The sequence below is a fragment of the Ruegeria sp. BE9 genome, from assembly GCF_056538765.1.
On record NZ_JBQFTS010000001.1, the window covers coordinates 35,753 to 52,738 of the forward strand.

The 16,986-nt window shown below is 57.0% G+C and carries 15 protein-coding genes; 2 read left to right on the forward strand and 13 right to left on the reverse strand.

Annotation, left to right across the window (positions count from 1 at the left end; genetic code table 11):
* Position 1: 1 nt before the first annotated feature.
* Genes ACR0EO_RS00170 through ACR0EO_RS00195 form a run of 6 tightly spaced genes read right to left on the reverse strand, consistent with a single transcriptional unit; the run spans position 2 to position 5,926 of the window.
* Positions 2–388 carry a Na+/H+ antiporter subunit G gene (locus ACR0EO_RS00170; RefSeq protein ID WP_480686375.1) on the reverse strand — a complete coding sequence of 129 codons (387 nt, stop codon included), beginning with the start codon at positions 386–388 and terminating at the stop codon, positions 2–4.
* 7 nt (positions 389–395) lie between these two features.
* Positions 396–665, reverse strand: coding sequence for a K+/H+ antiporter subunit F (locus ACR0EO_RS00175; protein ID WP_480686376.1), 270 nt, complete (start codon positions 663–665; stop codon positions 396–398).
* Positions 662–1,162 (reverse strand): Na+/H+ antiporter subunit E, encoded by a 501-nt coding sequence (locus tag ACR0EO_RS00180; protein WP_480686377.1) that lies wholly within the window; start codon positions 1,160–1,162, stop codon positions 662–664. The genes ACR0EO_RS00175 and ACR0EO_RS00180 overlap by 4 nt, the downstream gene beginning before the upstream one ends.
* On the reverse strand, positions 1,159–2,700 hold the full coding sequence (locus ACR0EO_RS00185) for a monovalent cation/H+ antiporter subunit D (RefSeq protein ID WP_480686378.1): 1,542 nt from the start codon (positions 2,698–2,700) through the stop codon (positions 1,159–1,161). Before ACR0EO_RS00185 ends, ACR0EO_RS00180 begins: the two co-directional genes overlap by 4 nt.
* Entirely contained in the window at positions 2,697–3,056 is a 360-nt protein-coding gene (locus ACR0EO_RS00190; protein ID WP_480686379.1) for a Na+/H+ antiporter subunit C, read from the reverse strand. Before ACR0EO_RS00190 ends, ACR0EO_RS00185 begins: the two co-directional genes overlap by 4 nt.
* Positions 3,056–5,926: a monovalent cation/H+ antiporter subunit A gene (locus ACR0EO_RS00195; RefSeq protein WP_480686380.1), complete on the reverse strand. Its 2,871-nt coding sequence runs from the start codon at positions 5,924–5,926 to the stop codon at positions 3,056–3,058. Before ACR0EO_RS00195 ends, ACR0EO_RS00190 begins: the two co-directional genes overlap by 1 nt.
* A 258-nt stretch (positions 5,927–6,184) precedes the next feature.
* Between ACR0EO_RS00195 and ACR0EO_RS00200 the strand changes: the two genes are divergently transcribed.
* Together ACR0EO_RS00200 and ACR0EO_RS00205 are read left to right on the forward strand one after the other, a co-directional pair.
* Positions 6,185–6,625 (forward strand): rhodanese-like domain-containing protein, encoded by a 441-nt coding sequence (locus tag ACR0EO_RS00200; protein WP_480688197.1) that lies wholly within the window; start codon positions 6,185–6,187, stop codon positions 6,623–6,625.
* Complete coding sequence (locus tag ACR0EO_RS00205; protein ID WP_480686381.1) at positions 6,622–7,437, forward strand: CE1 family esterase; 816 nt, start codon at positions 6,622–6,624, stop codon at positions 7,435–7,437. The genes ACR0EO_RS00200 and ACR0EO_RS00205 overlap by 4 nt, the downstream gene beginning before the upstream one ends.
* Here the strand turns inward: ACR0EO_RS00205 and mdoH are convergent, their stop codons facing one another.
* The 7 genes from mdoH to ACR0EO_RS00240 all read right to left on the reverse strand — a co-directional run bounded on the left by mdoH (position 7,438) and on the right by ACR0EO_RS00240 (position 16,929).
* Positions 7,438–9,306 carry a glucans biosynthesis glucosyltransferase MdoH gene (gene mdoH, locus ACR0EO_RS00210; RefSeq protein WP_480686382.1) on the reverse strand — a complete coding sequence of 623 codons (1,869 nt, stop codon included), beginning with the start codon at positions 9,304–9,306 and terminating at the stop codon, positions 7,438–7,440.
* On the reverse strand, positions 9,303–10,802 hold the full coding sequence (locus ACR0EO_RS00215; protein ID WP_480686383.1) for an OpgD/OpgG family glucan biosynthesis protein: 1,500 nt from the start codon (positions 10,800–10,802) through the stop codon (positions 9,303–9,305). Before ACR0EO_RS00215 ends, mdoH begins: the two co-directional genes overlap by 4 nt.
* On the reverse strand, positions 10,799–12,016 hold the full coding sequence (locus ACR0EO_RS00220) for an OpgC family protein (protein ID WP_480686384.1): 1,218 nt from the start codon (positions 12,014–12,016) through the stop codon (positions 10,799–10,801). The genes ACR0EO_RS00215 and ACR0EO_RS00220 overlap by 4 nt, the downstream gene beginning before the upstream one ends.
* 32 nt (positions 12,017–12,048) lie before the next feature.
* On the reverse strand, positions 12,049–13,419 hold the full coding sequence (locus ACR0EO_RS00225) for a tetratricopeptide repeat protein (RefSeq protein WP_480686385.1): 1,371 nt from the start codon (positions 13,417–13,419) through the stop codon (positions 12,049–12,051).
* A 181-nt stretch (positions 13,420–13,600) separates the two neighbouring features.
* A complete protein-coding gene (locus ACR0EO_RS00230; protein ID WP_480686386.1) occupies positions 13,601–14,785 on the reverse strand; it encodes a CaiB/BaiF CoA transferase family protein in 1,185 nt (394 codons plus the stop codon).
* Positions 14,772–16,391, reverse strand: a complete 1,620-nt coding sequence (locus ACR0EO_RS00235; protein ID WP_480686387.1) for a thiamine pyrophosphate-binding protein — start codon at positions 16,389–16,391, stop codon at positions 14,772–14,774. The genes ACR0EO_RS00230 and ACR0EO_RS00235 overlap by 14 nt, the downstream gene beginning before the upstream one ends.
* 79 nt (positions 16,392–16,470) lie before the next feature.
* Complete coding sequence (locus ACR0EO_RS00240; protein WP_480686388.1) at positions 16,471–16,929, reverse strand: DUF302 domain-containing protein; 459 nt, start codon at positions 16,927–16,929, stop codon at positions 16,471–16,473.
* Positions 16,930–16,986: the final 57 nt, after the last annotated feature.

Consider the following 16,986-nt stretch of genomic DNA (forward strand, 5'->3'; position numbering starts at 1 on the left):
TTTAGTTCGCTGTGTGGTCTGGGACGTCTTCAACCTGTTCGACCGCGTGAGTGGCCCAGAGCTCATCCTCGCCCGCATCCGGTAGGTCTTCGGGCTTTTCGTGACGGTGAATGTGCCATTTGGCAATAAACAGAGCCGTGATCGGTGCGGTCAGGAAAAGGAAGAGCGTGATCAGCAATTCATGCAGGGAGAGATGCTGTTCGATCAGAACCGAATGGCAGATCGAGGCAAGCAAAACACCACCCACCCCCAGCGTGGTCGCCTTGGTTGGCGCATGAAGGCGTGACATGGGGTCTTTTAGTTTGATCATCCCATATGATCCAACAAAGCCGAAAATGCCCGACACGATCAGGAAGAAGGCAATCAGAACTTCGAAGATGATACCCATACCGCCCTCACTCGATAATATTGCCGCGCAGCATAAAGCGCGCATAAGCCACGGTTGAGACAAAGCCGAGCATGGCAATGATCATAGCGGATTCAAAGAATATTTCGGTACCGAGCGAGAGCCCATAAAGGATGATCAGCGCAATGGTGTTGATGACCATAGTATCGAGGGCCAGAACGCGGGTGCCAACGCCGTCAGCGGTGATAATGCGCCATAAGCACATCATTATGGCAGAGCCGAAGCAGGCGAAAGCAAACCAGATCGCAATATCGATCATTCGAAAATCTCCTTCAACCGACGCTCATAGCGGGCTTTGATCTGATCCCTAACTTCATCCGGGTTGGGCGCATCCAGGCAATGAACCAAAAGGTTATGACCTTGCGCGGACAGATCGCAGCTAACAGTACCAGGGGTCATAGTGATGGTTCCGGCCAGCACCGTGATAGCCTCGGGCGTGCGCAACTCCAACGGGACGCAAACCCAGTTCGGGTGCCGGTCGGCGTCACGTTTGAATAGAATTATCCGCGCGACTGTGATGTTGGCTATCACGATGTCCCAAAGTACAACCAAGATGTACTCTACGATCATGGGCCAGTTGCGCAGCTTGGGGCGGTCAGGCCAGTAGGGCTGAGTGATAAAGGGTATGATGATCCCAAGCATCAGCCCGAACACCAATGAATTCAGCGAAGGCGAATTTGCCAACAGCATCCACACAAGGGTCAGAAGGACGGTCAAATGCGGGTGCGGGAAAATTCGGTGTAGAAGTCGTATCATTCTTCGCCCCCCAAAACGGCTGTGATGTAGTCCTCGGGTGTGAACAACTGTTCGGCTGTCAAGCTAGTGTAGTTCAGCGCCGGGCCTGCAAACAGTGTCAGCAGGATGAGGCCTGCCAATGCGCCAAAAACAGCGGTGAATGCCAGCCCGGGATGTGGTTCAGGCGCGGGCAGGACTTCCTCATCGGCTTCTTCGGTCTGTGACGCGGTGTTGTGTTCGGCGTCGTAGCTTTTCCAGAAGATCAAAGAACCGGCGCGGGCCAACCCGACGATAGTGACAAACGATCCGATCAGAACGACCGCCCAGATGGCCGTCGCATCAGGCGCATCGCGTGAGGCGTCCAGCACCAAGAGTTTGCCGATAAAGCCGGACAGCGGTGGCATGCCCGCCAACGCGATGGCCCCTACAAAGAACAAGGCCGAGACCAGCCCGTTTTGAGGCATCGGCTTGGTCGGAGCGATGGCACCGCCCCGACGCTCCATCACTAGATCAGCCACAAGGAACAGCAGCGCTGTGGCAAAGGTCGAGTGATAGATGTAGTACAACGCTGCTGCAGTGGCAGTTTCAGTGAACAATGAAATTGCAATCAGCAGAGTCCCCATAGAGGTGATGGCGCAAAAGGCCACCATTCGCGCGATGTGCTGAGTTCCAAGGATACCGATGGCACCCACGGCCAATGTTACCATTGCGGCGGGTTGTAGCCATGCGCCAACCAGACCTTGTGTTGCTTCGACGTCGGGACCAAAGCCCAGCGTGTACATGCGCAGGATCGAGTACGCCCCTACCTTTGTCATGATCGCAAACAGGGCAGCCACTGGCAGAGGGGCATTTGCATAACTGGCAGGTAACCAGAAATGCAGGGGGAGAACTGCAGCCTTGATGCAGAAAACCAGTAACAGGAGAACCGCGCCTACCCGCAACAACGCGGTATCCTCGGCGGGCAGTTCGGCCACGCGTAGCGCCATGTCAGCCATGTTCAGGGTTCCGGTCACCGCATACAGTGTGCCCAATGCGAATAGGAAAAGGGTAGAACCTAAAAGGTTGTAGGCGACGTACTGAACACCAGCTTTCAGGCGCACTGATCCGCCGCCGTGGGTCATGAGCCCGTAGGAAGCGATCAGCAGAACTTCGAAAAACACGAAGAGGTTGAACGCGTCACCAGTCAGGAATGCGCCGCAAACGCCCATGAGCTGGAAGTGGAACAAGGCATGAAAGTGCTTGCCGCGTTCGTCCCAGCCAGACGCGATAGCATATAGCACGATGGGCAAAGCCAACAGAGCGGTTAGCAGCACCATCATCGCGGACAGCCTGTCCAACACCATGACGATGCCGAAAGGTGCTGGCCAGTTACCCAATTCGTAGACTTGAATGTCTCCTCCAGCTGCTTGGGCGGTAATCGTCAACGCGATACCAAGCAGCCCGATAACGCCGGCGACCGAGAAGATACGCTGCAGGTCCAGATGGTAACGCAGGACCATAATGATGAATGGGGCCAGGATCGCGGGCAGGACGATCGGCGCTACGATCCAATGGTTCATGCGTCTTCTCCCGGCGCGTCCACGCTGTCCTGCGCGGTCATGTCGATGTGGTCATCCTTCGAGGACAGATAGGCCGAAAGCGCGATCATCACGATTACCGCCGTCATCCCGAATGAAATCACAATCGCTGTCAGAACCAACGCTTGCGGTAGCGGGTCTGTGTATGGAACCTCTTTGTATTTGTTGAGAACCGCCGGGGCGTCCAGCGCCAGCCTTCCGGTGGCAAACAGAAAGACGTTAACGGCATAGGTTAGCAACGACAGGCCTAGAATTACGGGGAAGGTCCGGCGGCGCAGGATCAGGAAAATCCCGGCGGCGGTCATGATGCCTACGGCTGAGGCTACGAGCGCTTCCATCAGGCCTGCTCCTTCTCTTGTTCTTCTTCCGGCGGATTGTCCCGCAGCGGGTTGATATCCATCGGGAATTCCTGTGCCATGCCGGGTTGCCATGCAAAGCGTGACAGGCTGTCGAGCGCAAGCATCACCGCCCCCAGAACCGCAAGGAACACACCGGTGTCAAACAGGATGGCCGTGGCCCACTCGAACTCTTCCAACGGCGGCCAGTGAAGATAGCCGAAGTCACTGGTCAGGAAGGGGCGTTCGTTGAACCATGCGCCCAGACCGGTTGCGGCGGCGATCAGAACGCCCCAGCCGATCGTGCCGTGGTAGTAGAACCGCTGACGCTCAATGGCCCATGTATAGCCGCTGGCCATGTACTGCATCAGGTAGGCGATGGCGACGATCAAGCCGGCGATAAAGCCGCCTCCGGGTTGGTTATGGCCGCGGAAAAAGATGTAGGCACCGACCATCAGGGCAATGGGCATCATCATCCGCGTCACGACAACCATCATCAGCGGATGTGAATCCCCTGATTGCGGCCAGTGCGGTTTGCGGTTCAGCAGATAGGCGCGGACATTCGAGCTGAGTACTGCCTCGGTCAGAGCAAAGATAATCAGGGCTGCGATGCCCAGAACGATGATCTCGCCAAACGTATCAAAGCCCCGGAAGTCAACCAGGATTACGTTGACCACATTGGTGCCGCCACCGCCTTTGTACGAATTGGCAAGGTGGAACTCGGAAATCGTCGGAAACGCAAAGTCCCGCAGCATCAGCGCGTAGATCAGTGCGCCAGTGCCTAGGCCTGCCACCACCGAGATCGCCGCATCCCGCCAGCGTCGTGCTGCGCTGCTGTCCCATGGGGTATCCGTGGGCAGGAAGTTCAGCGACAGCAGCAACAGGATCATTGTCACCACCTCGACCGAGATCTGCGTGAGCGCCAGATCTGGTGCAGACAAGTAGTTGAACGCCATCGAAACGATCAGGCCAACGACACCAATCAGCACCAGGGACAGCAGACGGTTGCGGTGGAACCACATGATGGCCAGCGTCGCGCCAACAAGGCAGATCCACCCGATGATTGGAATGATTGGTGCGGGCAGAGGCTCGCGCGTTTCGGGGCCGATCGTGCCGGTCGCGTAAGCGTAATAGCCCAACCCAACCGTGAAGGTGATCAGGATGATCGCGTACCGGCTGATAACACCGTTGTGCATCGTATCGGTGATCCAACGGCTGAGCGCGGTCAGTGCGTTGATAACGGCGTCGAAAATTGCCTTGGCTTCGGGACGAGGCAGGGCGTTCCAAAGCACTTCTCCACGGCGATGGAGAGCCAACAGGAACAAGCCGCCCAATGTGGCCACGATCGACATATAAAGTGCAGGCGTGAAACCATGCCACAGCTTCAGCGAATAATAGGGCAGTTTCTCACCGCCGATAACGGCGCTGGAAACCACGGCTACCAACGGGCCGACGATGGCCGCTGAATAAAGCCCGATCAGGACCACCAACACCACAAGGAATGCCGGTGCCAACCACAGGCCAACAGGTGGGTCGTGTGGGTGATGAGGATAATCGGTACGCTGCGGTCCTAGGAAGACATGGCTGACAAAGCGGAAGGAATAAGCCGCTGAGAACAACGCCGCCAATAGTGCCAGGCCCGGCACCAAGTAATGCGAGTGGAGCCACGTGGTGTGCACGGTTTCTTCAAGCATCATTTCTTTGGACAAGAAGCCGTTCAGCGGCGGAATGCCGGCCATTGATAGTGCCGCAATCGTGCCGATGGTGAAGGTGATCGGCATCAGGTGACGCAGTCCACCCAGACGCTTGATATCGCGTGTGCCGGTCTCATGGTCGACAATCCCGGCGGTCATGAACAGAGCAGCTTTGAATGTCGCGTGGTTGATGATGTGAAAAATAGCGGCCACGGCGGCGATCTTGGTGCCAAACCCCAGTAGCATCGTCACCAATCCCAGATGCGATACCGTCGAAAAGGCCAGCAGTGCCTTGAGATCGTCTTTGAACAGGGCAATGCATGCGCCGAGCAGCATGGTCACCAGGCCAGTGGTCGCGACGATATAGAACCACGCATCGGTTCCTGCCAGCACCGGCCACATCCGCGCCATCAGGAAAAGACCAGCCTTCACCATCGTGGCAGAGTGGAGGTAAGCCGAAACTGGCGTCGGTGCGGCCATCGCGTGTGGCAGCCAGAAATGGAACGGGAACTGCGCGGATTTGGTGAAACAGCCTAGCAGGATCAGAATGAGCGCGGGCAGGTAGTACGGCGAAGACTGAATCAATTCTTTGTTTTGCAGTATAACGCTCAGGTCAAAAGACCCCACGATATTCCCTAGGATCAGCATGCCGGCAATCATCGCCAGACCGCCCGAACCGGTCACAGCCAAAGCCATCCGCGCGCCCTGACGACCAGCAGGCAGGTGCTTCCAATAACCGATCAAAAGGAATGAGCTTAGGGATGTAAGCTCCCAGAAGATAAGCAAAAGAAGTATGTTATCGGACAGAACAATCCCCACCATCGCGCCCTGAAACAACAGCAGGTACGTGTAGAATTGCCCCATCGGATCTTCGCGTGACAGGTAGAACCGCGCGTACAGGATGATCAGGAGGCCTATGCCGAGGATCAGCAGCGCAAAGAGAAACCCCAGACCGTCCAGCATGAAATTCGCATTCAGACCCAGGGCCGGTATCCAGTCGAACCGAGCCGTCACAACGTCTCCGCGCATGACCGAAGGGATGTGTATCAACAGCCCCATAAGCGCCAGAAAAGTGGTCAGCCCCGCCGCCGAGGCTGCTGCGTTTCGTCCTGCCCGGATCAGAAGGGCTGGGAATACAGCTCCGAGGAAGGGAAGGGCCGCGATGAGGAATAGGGACAAGTGCGATACTCCGGTCTGAGCGGTCAATAGTAGTCCTGATTTTGTAAGGATAATTTTCTGACTGTCCAGCTATTGCAAGTTTTTCACTGCGTTCTAGGGCAATGAAACTGACGGCATTTCAGGTGCGAAATAATGACGCGAACTTGATCTCAGGGGCAAAATTCTTCGCGGATTTGCGTCCAGAGGTGTGGTAAACACAGCGTCGTCGGATCGGGAGAAAACCAATTGGCTAAAAAGACGAACCGAACGCGTCGATGGATGCTTTTGGGCGGTGGCGCGGTAGTGCTCGGTGGGTTTGCAATTCGTGAGTACCGACTGATACCTCCGGTTTATGCTGGAGGTCAGCTGACTGTGGGCCAAGCACACCAACAGGCGCTGGCGGGCGATATTGTATTGGTGGACATTCGTACGCCGCGAGAATGGCAAGCAACTGGTGTGGGTGAGGGCGCAAACCCGCTGGACATGCGACGCGATGATTTTGAGCAAGCGCTTATTCAGCTGACCAAAGGAGATCGGAATGCGCCCGTGGCGTTGATTTGCGCCCGTGGTGTGCGTTCGGCTCGGCTGAGCAACCTGTTGACTGAGGCCGGTTTCACGAATGTTATAGATGTTCCTGAAGGGATGTTGGGCTCTGCTGCAGGGCCAGGCTGGGTGCGTGCCGGTTTGCCGGTCTTGCGCGACGAAGGGAGAGCAGAATGATCCGTAAAGCGGCTCTGGCTGCCAGTTTCACATTGATCGGGCAGATGAGCTTTGCCGCTTGCGCTGATCAAGTGGGCATGTGCGAAACGGCTTCGGGCGGGTATCACATTGAATTGCCTGAGTCGGAAAACCCGCCACTGGTGGTGTTCCTGCACGGTTACGGTGGAACGGCAACCGGCACGCTAAAAAACCGCAGTATGGTCGAGCCTTTGTTGGCACGAGGCTATGCGGTAATGGCACCTGAAGGGTCTGAGAGGAATGGTCGTCAAAGCTGGAATTTCTTTCCTGGGTGGGAAGGGCGCGATGAAGCCGCCTTTTTGACCGAAGCCGCACAGGATGCCTCGGATCGCTTTGGAGTCGACTCGGATCGTGTTGTCTTGGGTGGTTTCTCGGCCGGGGCATTCATGGTCTACTATTTGGCCTGTGCTGCGCCGGAAACATTTTCGGCGTATGTTCCGGTGTCCGGTGGGTTCTGGCGACCGCACCCCGAAGCCTGCGAAGGTCCGGTACGGATGTTCCACACACATGGCTGGACCGACAACGTGGTGCCGTTAGAGGGGCGGATACTTGGTGGCGGACGTTTCCACCAAGGTGATATTTTTGCGGGCTTGGAAATCTGGCGCGAAGTAAACGAATGCGCCGATACCAAGCCCACCGGGTTTAGTACCACAGGCGACTTCATGCGCCGCCGATGGACCACTTGCGCTGAAGGCAGCGCGTTGGAGTTCGCACTGTTCCCGGGTGGACACAACGTACCCAAAGGTTGGGCAGACATGATGGTGGATTGGTACGAAGGTCTGCCCGGCGGTTGATTACTCCGCCGGGGTCATAACGCCTTTGCCCTCAATCAGGCGTTTCAGTTCATTCCGATGACGACGGGCCGAGCGGGTGATCGCAGGCTCATTGAAATCTTCTTTCATTCCGACCATGCGCCGCGCGGCTCCGGCCGAGACCCCGCTGAGCGCAGAGAGGGGGATGGCGAACGCAAGGCTGATAGCGATCGGGGCCAACCAAATCGATACAAGACCGGATAGAATACCTACGCTAAGTGCGACACCGCTGATGGTTTCCAAAGTGTGGCACAGGATCAGGGTGCGCAGGCTGTAGGTGCCGCCATCGCGTGCTTGCGGGGACCAACCATTCTGAATTCCGAATGCGGTACGAAACACTGCGATCATCTGCTGAACCATCAGGATCGGGGCATAGAGGATCGAGAGAACCACCTCGGCCAGGAAGGATGTCAGGAACTTGGATCCGCCGCCGAATTCCGCATAGCGAACGCCGCTTAGGGGCAGGGCCAAAACGCCCAGCACTTTGGGTGCAAGCAACATCGCATACATGACAAGAATGATCAGGACGTGGCGGGTTTCCGACATCTCGGGCCATTGCGGGAACAAAGGGTTGTCGGGGCTGAAGTAATGCAGAACCGAGGCATCCTCGCCCTGACCGATCAATGCCCACATTACCAGCAAGGCAAACCAAAGCGGCGACATCAGATAGCCGACTGCACCGTGGAACATGTGGAACCGCGATACGGCGCGGAAGCCCGTTGAGCCCAGCAGTTTTAGGTGCTGCAGATTGCCCTGACACCAGCGACGGTCGCGCAACGCGTGGTCGATCAGCGTAGGTGGCGTTTCCTCATACGAGCCTCGGATGCGCGGCAGGAAGCGCACGCCCCACCCGGCGCGGCGCAAAAGGCCGGCCTCGACGAAATCGTGGCTCATGATCAGCTTTTCCTGACCATTGAAAGCCCGCAGTTTTGGCAAACCGGCGCTGGAGGCAAAAGCCCGCGTTCGTATGATCGCGTTGTGGCCCCAGTAATTGCCTTCCTGACCACACCAACGGGCCAGACCTTCGGCAAATGCGATGCCGTAAACACCGTTCGCGAACTGCTGCATCCGGGCAAAGACAGACTGAGCACCGATTAGTTGCGGGTAGCTTTGGATCAGGCCTGCACCCGGATCACGCGCCAATGCGTCGGTCAGGCGGGTAATGGCCCGGCCGGTCATCAGGCTGTCGGCATCCAGCACCAGCATCGCGTCCCAATCGGCACCCCAGCGACTGACCCAATCGGCGATGTTACCGACCTTGCGATCGGTGTTTTCCTCACGGCGGCGATAATAAAGCTCCAGCCCGGGGGCGAGAGTGGTGCGCAGTGCCTCGACGCTCGCCTGCTCTTGCGCGGCGATTTCTGGATCGCGGGTGTCGGAAAGAATGAACATGGCGTAGTGATGTTGGCCACCTCGAGCACGCAGGTCTTCCAGCATCGTTCGGGCGTTGCCCAAAACGTTCCAAGGCACTTCGTTGTAGACGGGCGTCAAAAGCGCGACGCGCAAAGGCTGTGGTCGGGTTTCACGTTTGGGCTGTTCCTGCCGTGACAAGGACGCCATGCCCAGCAAAACGGTGCAGACCGTGAAGGAAATCCAGAAGAAGTTAAACGAGATCAATGCCAACAGGATGGCCTCGATCAGGTTTATCCCTTCGGCCCCGAACCAATCGCTCATGACCCAGAGCAAGCCCAGCGTGGCCGCCATTGCCGGTGAAAACGCCAGCGCGCGCCAAAACCCGGCCGAGGGGCGCTTGCCCCTTGGAACCTGCGCGTCTCGGAAACCTGCGCTGAAATCCTGTTCAGGCATGGCCAAAGGCGCCGCTGGGGGCATGATTTGCAGATCTTGGGTCATGCGGTCCAACGGTAGAGCCAAACTTCGGAGGCCGGCTGTTTGTCTTTTAGTAACTGCGCTCGCAGCTCAACGTGGTTGCGCTCTCCCGGCTCGAACGAAAACGCCAATCGCAGACCACCGGTGTCGGGGTTGCGTTGCAGTACGCCATCAGACGTTTCGGCATGGGGAGAGTTCACAAAGATCGTCATCGCCTCGGGGTCGTCGAACAACTCGCTTTCTTCAAAGTCGATGACGGCCAGACGCCCTTCACCAAAGGTGTTTTCACCCATAGCCGTATTGATCACACGCGGCATCGGCGTGCGCTGTGGTTCTTCACCCCAAATCAGACGGTAGGAGAGATCGACCTGACTGCCTGCCGCATAAGGTTCCATTGGGCGCCAATAGGCGACGATGTTGTCATAGATTTCCTGATCGGCCGGAATTTCGACCAATGTCACGGACCCTTTGCCCCAGTCGGAGCCAGGTTCGACCCAGAGGCTGGGACGCTTATGGTAGTTCGCTTCAAGATCCGCGTAATCCGAGAACTCGCGCTTCCGTTGCATCAACCCAAAACCGCGTGGATTCATATCAACGAAAGAGGAAATCTGCAGCCGGGTCGGGTTGGCCAAAGGTCGCCAAAGAATCTCCCCAGCACCGTTTCGGATCAACAGGCCGTCGCTGTCATGCACAGCAGGGCGGAAATCGTCGAAACGGCTGTGATTGGTTTGGTCGAACAGGAACATCGACGTACCCGGTGCGATACCGACATGGGTCAGCTCTTCGCGCGGGAAAAGGGTTGCTTCGATATCCATCACGCAGTCTGAACCCGCGGTGACGTTAAACCGATAGGCACCTGTCACGCTGGGGCTGTCCATCAGAGCATGAACAACCATCTCGCGCTGACCGGGTTTCGGACGTTCCAGCCAAAAGCGAATGAACTCGGGGAATTCCTCGCCGTCCGGGTCGCCGGTTTTCAGGGCAAGGCCGCGGGCCGACAGGCCGTACACTTCGTGCAACCCGATCGCCCGAAAATAGCTTGCGCCTTGCCACACGCAGAATTCATCAGTCTTGCCAGGGCGATGCATCTCGGTGCGCAGGCGCAGGCCCGAGAAACCCAAAGTGTCATCTATCGGCAGTTCTGGCACGTCCTCGGATTTGTCGAACATGCCGAGATCAAAGGTGACAGGCGTTGCGAAACCGTCCTCAACTGTCGAAACCTTAACGGTGCGCGGGAAGTACAAGCCCGGCGTAAAAAAATCGACATTGAACGGGGTCTCGGTCTCGTACCAGAGCGCTCGATCTAGTCGGAACCGAATTGAGCGGTACTGCTGGTACGTTAGGTCCTGCCATTCCTGTGGAACCATCTCGCGTTCTGCAAAGGGCTGGCTGGCCAGTTCACGGGCCAGAGCGATGACGTCATTGCGGTCAAACGGGGTTTCACCGCCAGTGGCAAATGTGGCGGGCGCAAAAGCGAGCGCCGAAGTCGAGACAAGAAATGCGCGACGTGTGAAATTCATTTTTTCGACTTCCAAGGTTGTGACTTAAACCAGGCGGCCAGATAGGCCACGCCGATGATCATGGCAAAGCCAATCATGTTTGCGATAAAGACACTGGCAACATCCCGCCCACTCAGGTCCAGTCCGACGCCGATAAGTCGTGCTGCTGCCATGGAAAAAACGAACACTGCCAGCGATTGCTGCCCAACTTTGGTGATAACGGTCAGCAGGGCTTGCCATACCTTGGCTGCCGCGCTGTGCCCGGTGGCAATCAGTCGATGGCCATGTTCGCCTGCAATAACCCAGCCCAAATAGGCTAGCGACAGAAAGTGCAGATAACGGAACAGGCCAAAATCGGACTTGTCGCGGAATTCCTTAGTGATTGGCCAGACTTTGCGGATTTCGTCCGCCAAGTCGGGGGCTGCCGCGTTGATCCAGCTAAAGACTTTCCACGAGCCGAACGGCATCGAGAGGATGAGGAACAAAGCTGCCGCCCAAATCAGCGTTTTCGAAACCGGAGGAGCTGGAATCCAACCGCGCATGAAAGCGAAACCGGTGAAGAATAGCAATTGCCAGCCGAATGGGTTGAAGAACCACTGGCGGTCTGACCAAGGCTCGGCCGGAAGATCTAAGTAGTCGAATTGCGCGATCAGCCAGATCAGGACCGAGGTCGTCGCGACTGCCCAGAACCCAATCCGCGAAAGGGCCATGAAAAAGGGCATCATCGCAAGAACAACCAGGTACATCGGCAAGATGTCAAAGTAGTTCGGGACATAGGTCAGCGTGAACAGACCTACGATCTGAGGTGCCGGATCGTTGAAGAAATGCTGAAGGTTGAGCGAAGAAATATATGTTTTCTCAAAGTAACCTGTTTGATCCAAGGCCGCCATTGACATGGCGACGAAAAAGAACAGGCCAATATGCGCCCAATAAACCTGCCAGATGCGGAAGGCCACGCGGGCTGTGCCCATCCACCAGCCCTTGCGTAAGAACGCACCGCCAAAGGCGATGGCCGAGGCCATGCCCGAGCAGAACACAAATATCTCGGTCGCGTCCGAGAAGCCGAAACGGGCCGGAATCCACTTGGCCCACGGGTCATTGGGTATGTGCGCGATCAGGATGATGAACATCGCAATGCCGCGATAAAAATCCAACCGCGGGTCGCGCGTGCGGGCAGGGGCAGCCGTCGAGGCCGCCACAGGCGCAAAATCAGAAGCGGGCGATACAGTCGCCATACGAGTTCTGTCCTTCTTAGTCTTTTTTTGTTTTATTCAGCCGGGACGCTTTGTGCGTCTCCGTTGTCGCGGGCCGCATCGATCAATGCGCGGCGCGCCAAAGCGTAATTGTCCTCGCCACCGGCACGTTTGGCGCGGCGATCGTCCAGGATGAGCTCGACAGCATCCAGACGGCCCGCGCGCAGACCGGAATCAATTGTGATGCGCTCGAATACATCACGTTGGGCATGACTGCCACCTGCCAACTGCATACCATTGCGCGCGCTTGATAAAAAGTCGAATGCGGCGCCATACAAACCATCGCCAAAGGCTTCAAGCCCTTTGGCGGCCGCGATGCCCGGGTCGGACATACGGATCGGGGTGTCCCCCTGATTGCGCTGCGCGTCCTTCTGGATGCGCTGCAACATCTTGTTGGTCGCGTCAGTGCGACTGTCTCCAGTCAGGGCCAGAAGATAATGCAGATCGGCAAAGATCAGGCAGCCATCCTCGGTTCGGGCTGCACTGAGATCAGCAAGTTCTTCCCAACGATTGCCGACATCAACGCCTTCCAGTTCCAGCCGCGACAGCAGCGATGTTGCGTTCGAAATGTCGCGGTAATCGTCGGTTTTGTCCTGACGGATGTAGTTATCGTACAACTCCATCACCTGATCGACCTGGCCAAGATCCAAATGCATCAGCGCCTTGTGCCACCAAACGTGATAGCGGAAGTTGTTACAGTGCGTCCAAGCGTCTTCGCGCCCAGCCAGCCAATCCAGACCCAACTGTGCGTTGCCTGTCATCTCATGCACGTGAGCTACAGCATGCAAGCCCCAGGCATCATCCGACACCATCCACAAAGCCTGCCGGCCAGCGATCTCGGCCTTTTCGTATGCACCCGTCTCCTCCAGTGCAAAGGAATGACATCCCAGCAAATAGCCACGTCCGGCGTGGTCCGGTTCATAGGCGGGCATCACACGTTCGATCGACCGACGCATACCGGCCGCATCACCCAGAACGAACCGTGTTGCGTGGCTTAGTTTCATTGCCAGCGTGTCTTGCGGATGGCTTCGCAGGATTTCTTCGAACTTCTGGATCGCCTGCGAAGGAAGGTCCGCGAGGTATAGCCCCAATGCATCAATGTACAATTGCTCGCGCGCGGAAATCGGCTGACGTTCAGTCGCGGCGTTTGCCGTTGCCAACGCTTCGACTGCGACCGCGATCATCTCACGTCGGCCAAGCAACACCATGAACAAACCTTTGATCGCATGCCCCAGCGCAAAGTCGGGCTCAAGCTCAAGAACTTTGCCCAGATGTTGCGGTGTAGTGGCCGAATGCGCCATGAACCCAAGCAGAACACCATTCCACGCCTCGACACTTGCCGACTGGCTCAGAGTGTTCATCTGTCCGAAAACATCTTGTTTCATGCGTGCGGTCCAATCCAATTGATACGTTCTACAATAATCGATTTAGCAGAGACTCTGGCGGCGTCGTATCAGTATCGCCCCTGCTCTCGAATTGGTGAAAGGCCGTGTGTGGAAAACGTGAAAAAAACCGCCGATTCAACGGCATGTTTCAGCAACATGCCGCCGAAATAGGCGTAGTGTTTCAATCTTCAAAGGGGTTTTCAGCGTTCAGAACGGTATCTGTGTCCGCCCCAAATACTGGCGGAGCACTGCGATATGTTACAGGCGTGCGAGACATTTTCAGCGGATTTCCGATCAATTTCACTTCGCCTGGTACGGCCTGCATAGCGATCTGCATTTGCCGTGCCGCGACCTGATCAGTGGCAAAAACCTGATCCAGTGATTGCACTGGACCGACCGGAACTTTGCGTGTTTCAAGCTCGGATATAACAGTGTCTGTAGCATATTTCTGAACCGTTGGACGCAGTACCGCGTTCAGCGCGTCACGGTTTTCCAGCCGGGCCGGATTGGTTGCGAAACGCGGATCTTCCGCCAGTTCCGGATGTTTGATGAATTCGCAAAAGCGGCGGAACTGACCATCGTTGCCTACTGCCAGGATTACATGGCCATCGGCTGTTTCGTAGACGTCATAGGGCACGATGTTGGGGTGCCCGTTGCCGCGCCGCTGAGGCACGTCGCCCGAGGTTAGGTAATTCACGCCTTCATTGATCAGCCACGAAACCTGTGTGTCGACCAGTGCCAGATCGATCTGTTGCCCCTCACCAGTCTGATCCCGGTGGCGCAGTGCGGCGAGGATCCCAACCGTTGCGTACATTCCGCACATCACGTCGGCGATGCCAACTCCCACCTTCATTGGTGCGCCTTCGGGATCGCCGGTCAGTGACATGATCCCACCGTATCCTTGGGCCATAAGATCATAGCCAGGCTTCGAGGCATTCGGCCCGGTTTGGCCGTAGCCCGAGATCGAGCAATAAACGAGGCTGGGAAACTCTTTTGACAGCGTTGCGTAGTCCAGCCCGTATTTCGCCAGACCGCCGGGTTTGAAGTTCTCGATCATAATGTCCGCATGCGCGGCCATCCGTTTAACCTGTGCCTGACCTTCAGCCGTGGTGATGTCGATGGCCACAGATTTCTTATTGCGGTTGGTCGACATAAAGTATGCGCTCAGGTCCGAGCGGTTGCCCTCTGCATCCTCGACGTAAGGAGGGCCCCACTGACGTGTGTCATCGCCGCCCGTCGCCGGGTTTTCGATTTTGATGACAGTGGCGCCCAAGTCACCCAGTAATTGTGTGCTGGTCGGCCCTGCCAGAATACGGCTGAGGTCCAGAACCTTGACGCCCTTTAGCGGTCCTTCAGATCCGGCCATCATATCCTCCACGGTCGATTTCAGCGGCAATCACGGTAAAGCTGTCAGCTTTGACAGCAGCATTCAAAGCGGCACGCAACTCGTCACGGTTGCGTACGGTGTGGCCGTTGCCTCCAAATGCACGACCCATAGCAGCAAAGTCGTGGCGATCGAAATCCACGCCCGTGTTACCCATCTGACGTTGGCGCTGTTTCAACTCGATCAGCGCAAGGCTGGCATCAACAAACACCAGAAAAATCGGGTTGCCCCCCATTTCGGCCGCGGTCGAGAGCTCTCCGGCAACCATCAGGAACCCGGCATCGCCCGAAAAACTGATGACCGGGCGATCTGGTTCCGCCAGCTTCAAGCCAATGGCCATCGGCACAGCGCAGCCCATGGTGCAAAGGGCCGAAGATTGGATCAGGCCACGTTCTTCGTGGCAGTTCCACATCTGGCTCAACAAGATGCGATGTGCGCCACTGTCAGCCGTTGCTAGTGTTTCAGCCGGAAGAGCAGCACGGGTTTCTGCGATCACTGCCGCCGGTCCCCATTCATCGTCGGCAGGAAAGGCTTGGGCCAATGCAGCCTTGACTTGTGCTGGTTCACCGTTTGGCCATGTCGCGTGGGCGGGGTTGCCCTTGGCGATGGCCTCAAGCGTAGCGCCGGTATGCGCCACCAGATTCAAGCCAGCCTGATGCATGTAGTGGTCATTAACCACGGCCGAGATATCGATGACACGCTTTTCCTCGGGGTCCCAGATTTCGCGCCAGCCGGGACGCATCTCGATGGGATCATAACCTAGACAAAGCACCAGATCGGATTGTTCGACCAAAGGCACCAGATGTTTGTCGGCCAAAGGTGAAAGACCGGCGCCACCCAAGCACAAAGGATGATCCTCGGGGACTACTCCTTTGGCCTTGTAAGTGGTCACGAAGGGAATGCTGAAGTGTTCCAGAAACGCCTGCACCACATTGCGAGAGTCGTCGTAAAGCACGTCCAGCCCCACAATCGCGATGGGGCGTTCGGCCTCGGCCACCCAACGGCGAGCCTTTTCCACGCAGTTTCCTTCGGGGGCAACTGCCGCAGGCTTAACCAGACGCCGACGTTTAAAATCAGATACCCGCATATCCGCGACCGAAATCGGCACGTCGATGTGAACCGGGCCGGGGCGCGGCTGATTTGCCAGCGAAACAGCCTTGTCGGCAACGATGTCCGCGCCTTGTGCGGTTAGGGTGAAAGTCCCCTTGGTGATTGAGCGGTAGACTTGCGAGTGATCCATGACCTGGTGGGTGTAGGTCAGCGCTTCATCTGCGTCGACACAACCGGTTAGAACGATCATCGGCACCCGGTCCTGCAGCGCGTTGGCGACTACGTTGATCCCGTTCATGGCGCCAGGGCCGAGGGTTGCGACCAGAATCGCAGGTGCGCCATCGCGGTGATGAACGGCTTCGGCCATAAACCCGGCGGCGTTTTCGTGCTTGGTCAGGTGAAAGGTAATCCCCGCTTGCTCCAGCGCATCGACTATTGTCAGGACTTCTCCACCGGGCATGCCAAAGGCGTGGCGGCATCCGGCCTCATAGAGACGTTGCGCCAGTAGGTCCGCAGCGCGGGGGGACAGGTCCTGCATCAGTCAAGCTCCGATAGTCACGTTGCAAAGGAGATTGCGGAGGACGCGCCCGGACGCAAGCAGGTTCACGTCAGTGTGACTATTTGACTGCGGATTCAGCCACTGCCTGAAACTTTGTGTCAAGTTCCGCGGCGATTTCGCTCAATGGCTCGCCGCCCTCGTAAACATAGGGCGCAAAGACAAAGCTGGGTGTTTTGTAGGAAAGGGTAGCAGTGCCGTCTTCGTTCTCAGTCACGTAGAACCGGATCGGAGCTTCGATCATCGCACGGGTTGATGTTTCCAGTACGCGCACAGCGAAGTCATTGTTGAAGGCACCAATCACAAGGTTGCCGGGAATGGTGATGCCCCGAGCAGCAGCGGCCTTGGTAGGACCGGCTTGAGTGACCACGATCAGACCATTTTCCTTAACTGCAGTTTTGGTGTCCGCAACAAGCTCTTCGTAGCTTTTGCCTGATGGGTATACCGCCCAACCCGACAGCGGTTCTTCTGCCCAAACAGGCTGGGTAAAAAGGCAGAGCAAAACCCCAAGAATGCGCATTTTAGCACCTCCGGCAATGAGACTGCTCTATTGATGCCAGAGATTTGGTTGGCGCGC

Excerpts from the sequence above, each read along its gene's own strand:
- ACR0EO_RS00170 (WP_480686375.1), bottom strand. The coding sequence starts at position 388 with ATGGGTATCATCTTCGAAGTTCTGATTGCCTTCTTCCTGATCGTGTCG.
- ACR0EO_RS00175 (WP_480686376.1), bottom strand. The coding sequence starts at position 665 with ATGATCGATATTGCGATCTGGTTTGCTTTCGCCTGCTTCGGCTCTGCC.
- ACR0EO_RS00180 (WP_480686377.1), bottom strand. The coding sequence starts at position 1,162 with ATGATACGACTTCTACACCGAATTTTCCCGCACCCGCATTTGACCGTC.
- ACR0EO_RS00185 (WP_480686378.1), bottom strand. The coding sequence starts at position 2,700 with ATGAACCATTGGATCGTAGCGCCGATCGTCCTGCCCGCGATCCTGGCC.
- ACR0EO_RS00190 (WP_480686379.1), bottom strand. The coding sequence starts at position 3,056 with ATGGAAGCGCTCGTAGCCTCAGCCGTAGGCATCATGACCGCCGCCGGG.
- ACR0EO_RS00200 (WP_480688197.1), top strand. The coding sequence starts at position 6,185 with ATGCTTTTGGGCGGTGGCGCGGTAGTGCTCGGTGGGTTTGCAATTCGT.
- ACR0EO_RS00205 (WP_480686381.1), top strand. The coding sequence starts at position 6,622 with ATGATCCGTAAAGCGGCTCTGGCTGCCAGTTTCACATTGATCGGGCAG.
- mdoH (WP_480686382.1), bottom strand. The coding sequence starts at position 9,306 with ATGACCCAAGATCTGCAAATCATGCCCCCAGCGGCGCCTTTGGCCATG.
- ACR0EO_RS00215 (WP_480686383.1), bottom strand. The coding sequence starts at position 10,802 with ATGAATTTCACACGTCGCGCATTTCTTGTCTCGACTTCGGCGCTCGCT.
- ACR0EO_RS00220 (WP_480686384.1), bottom strand. The coding sequence starts at position 12,016 with ATGGCGACTGTATCGCCCGCTTCTGATTTTGCGCCTGTGGCGGCCTCG.
- ACR0EO_RS00225 (WP_480686385.1), bottom strand. The coding sequence starts at position 13,419 with ATGAAACAAGATGTTTTCGGACAGATGAACACTCTGAGCCAGTCGGCA.
- ACR0EO_RS00230 (WP_480686386.1), bottom strand. The coding sequence starts at position 14,785 with ATGGCCGGATCTGAAGGACCGCTAAAGGGCGTCAAGGTTCTGGACCTC.
- ACR0EO_RS00235 (WP_480686387.1), bottom strand. The coding sequence starts at position 16,391 with ATGCAGGACCTGTCCCCCCGCGCTGCGGACCTACTGGCGCAACGTCTC.
- ACR0EO_RS00240 (WP_480686388.1), bottom strand. The coding sequence starts at position 16,929 with ATGCGCATTCTTGGGGTTTTGCTCTGCCTTTTTACCCAGCCTGTTTGG.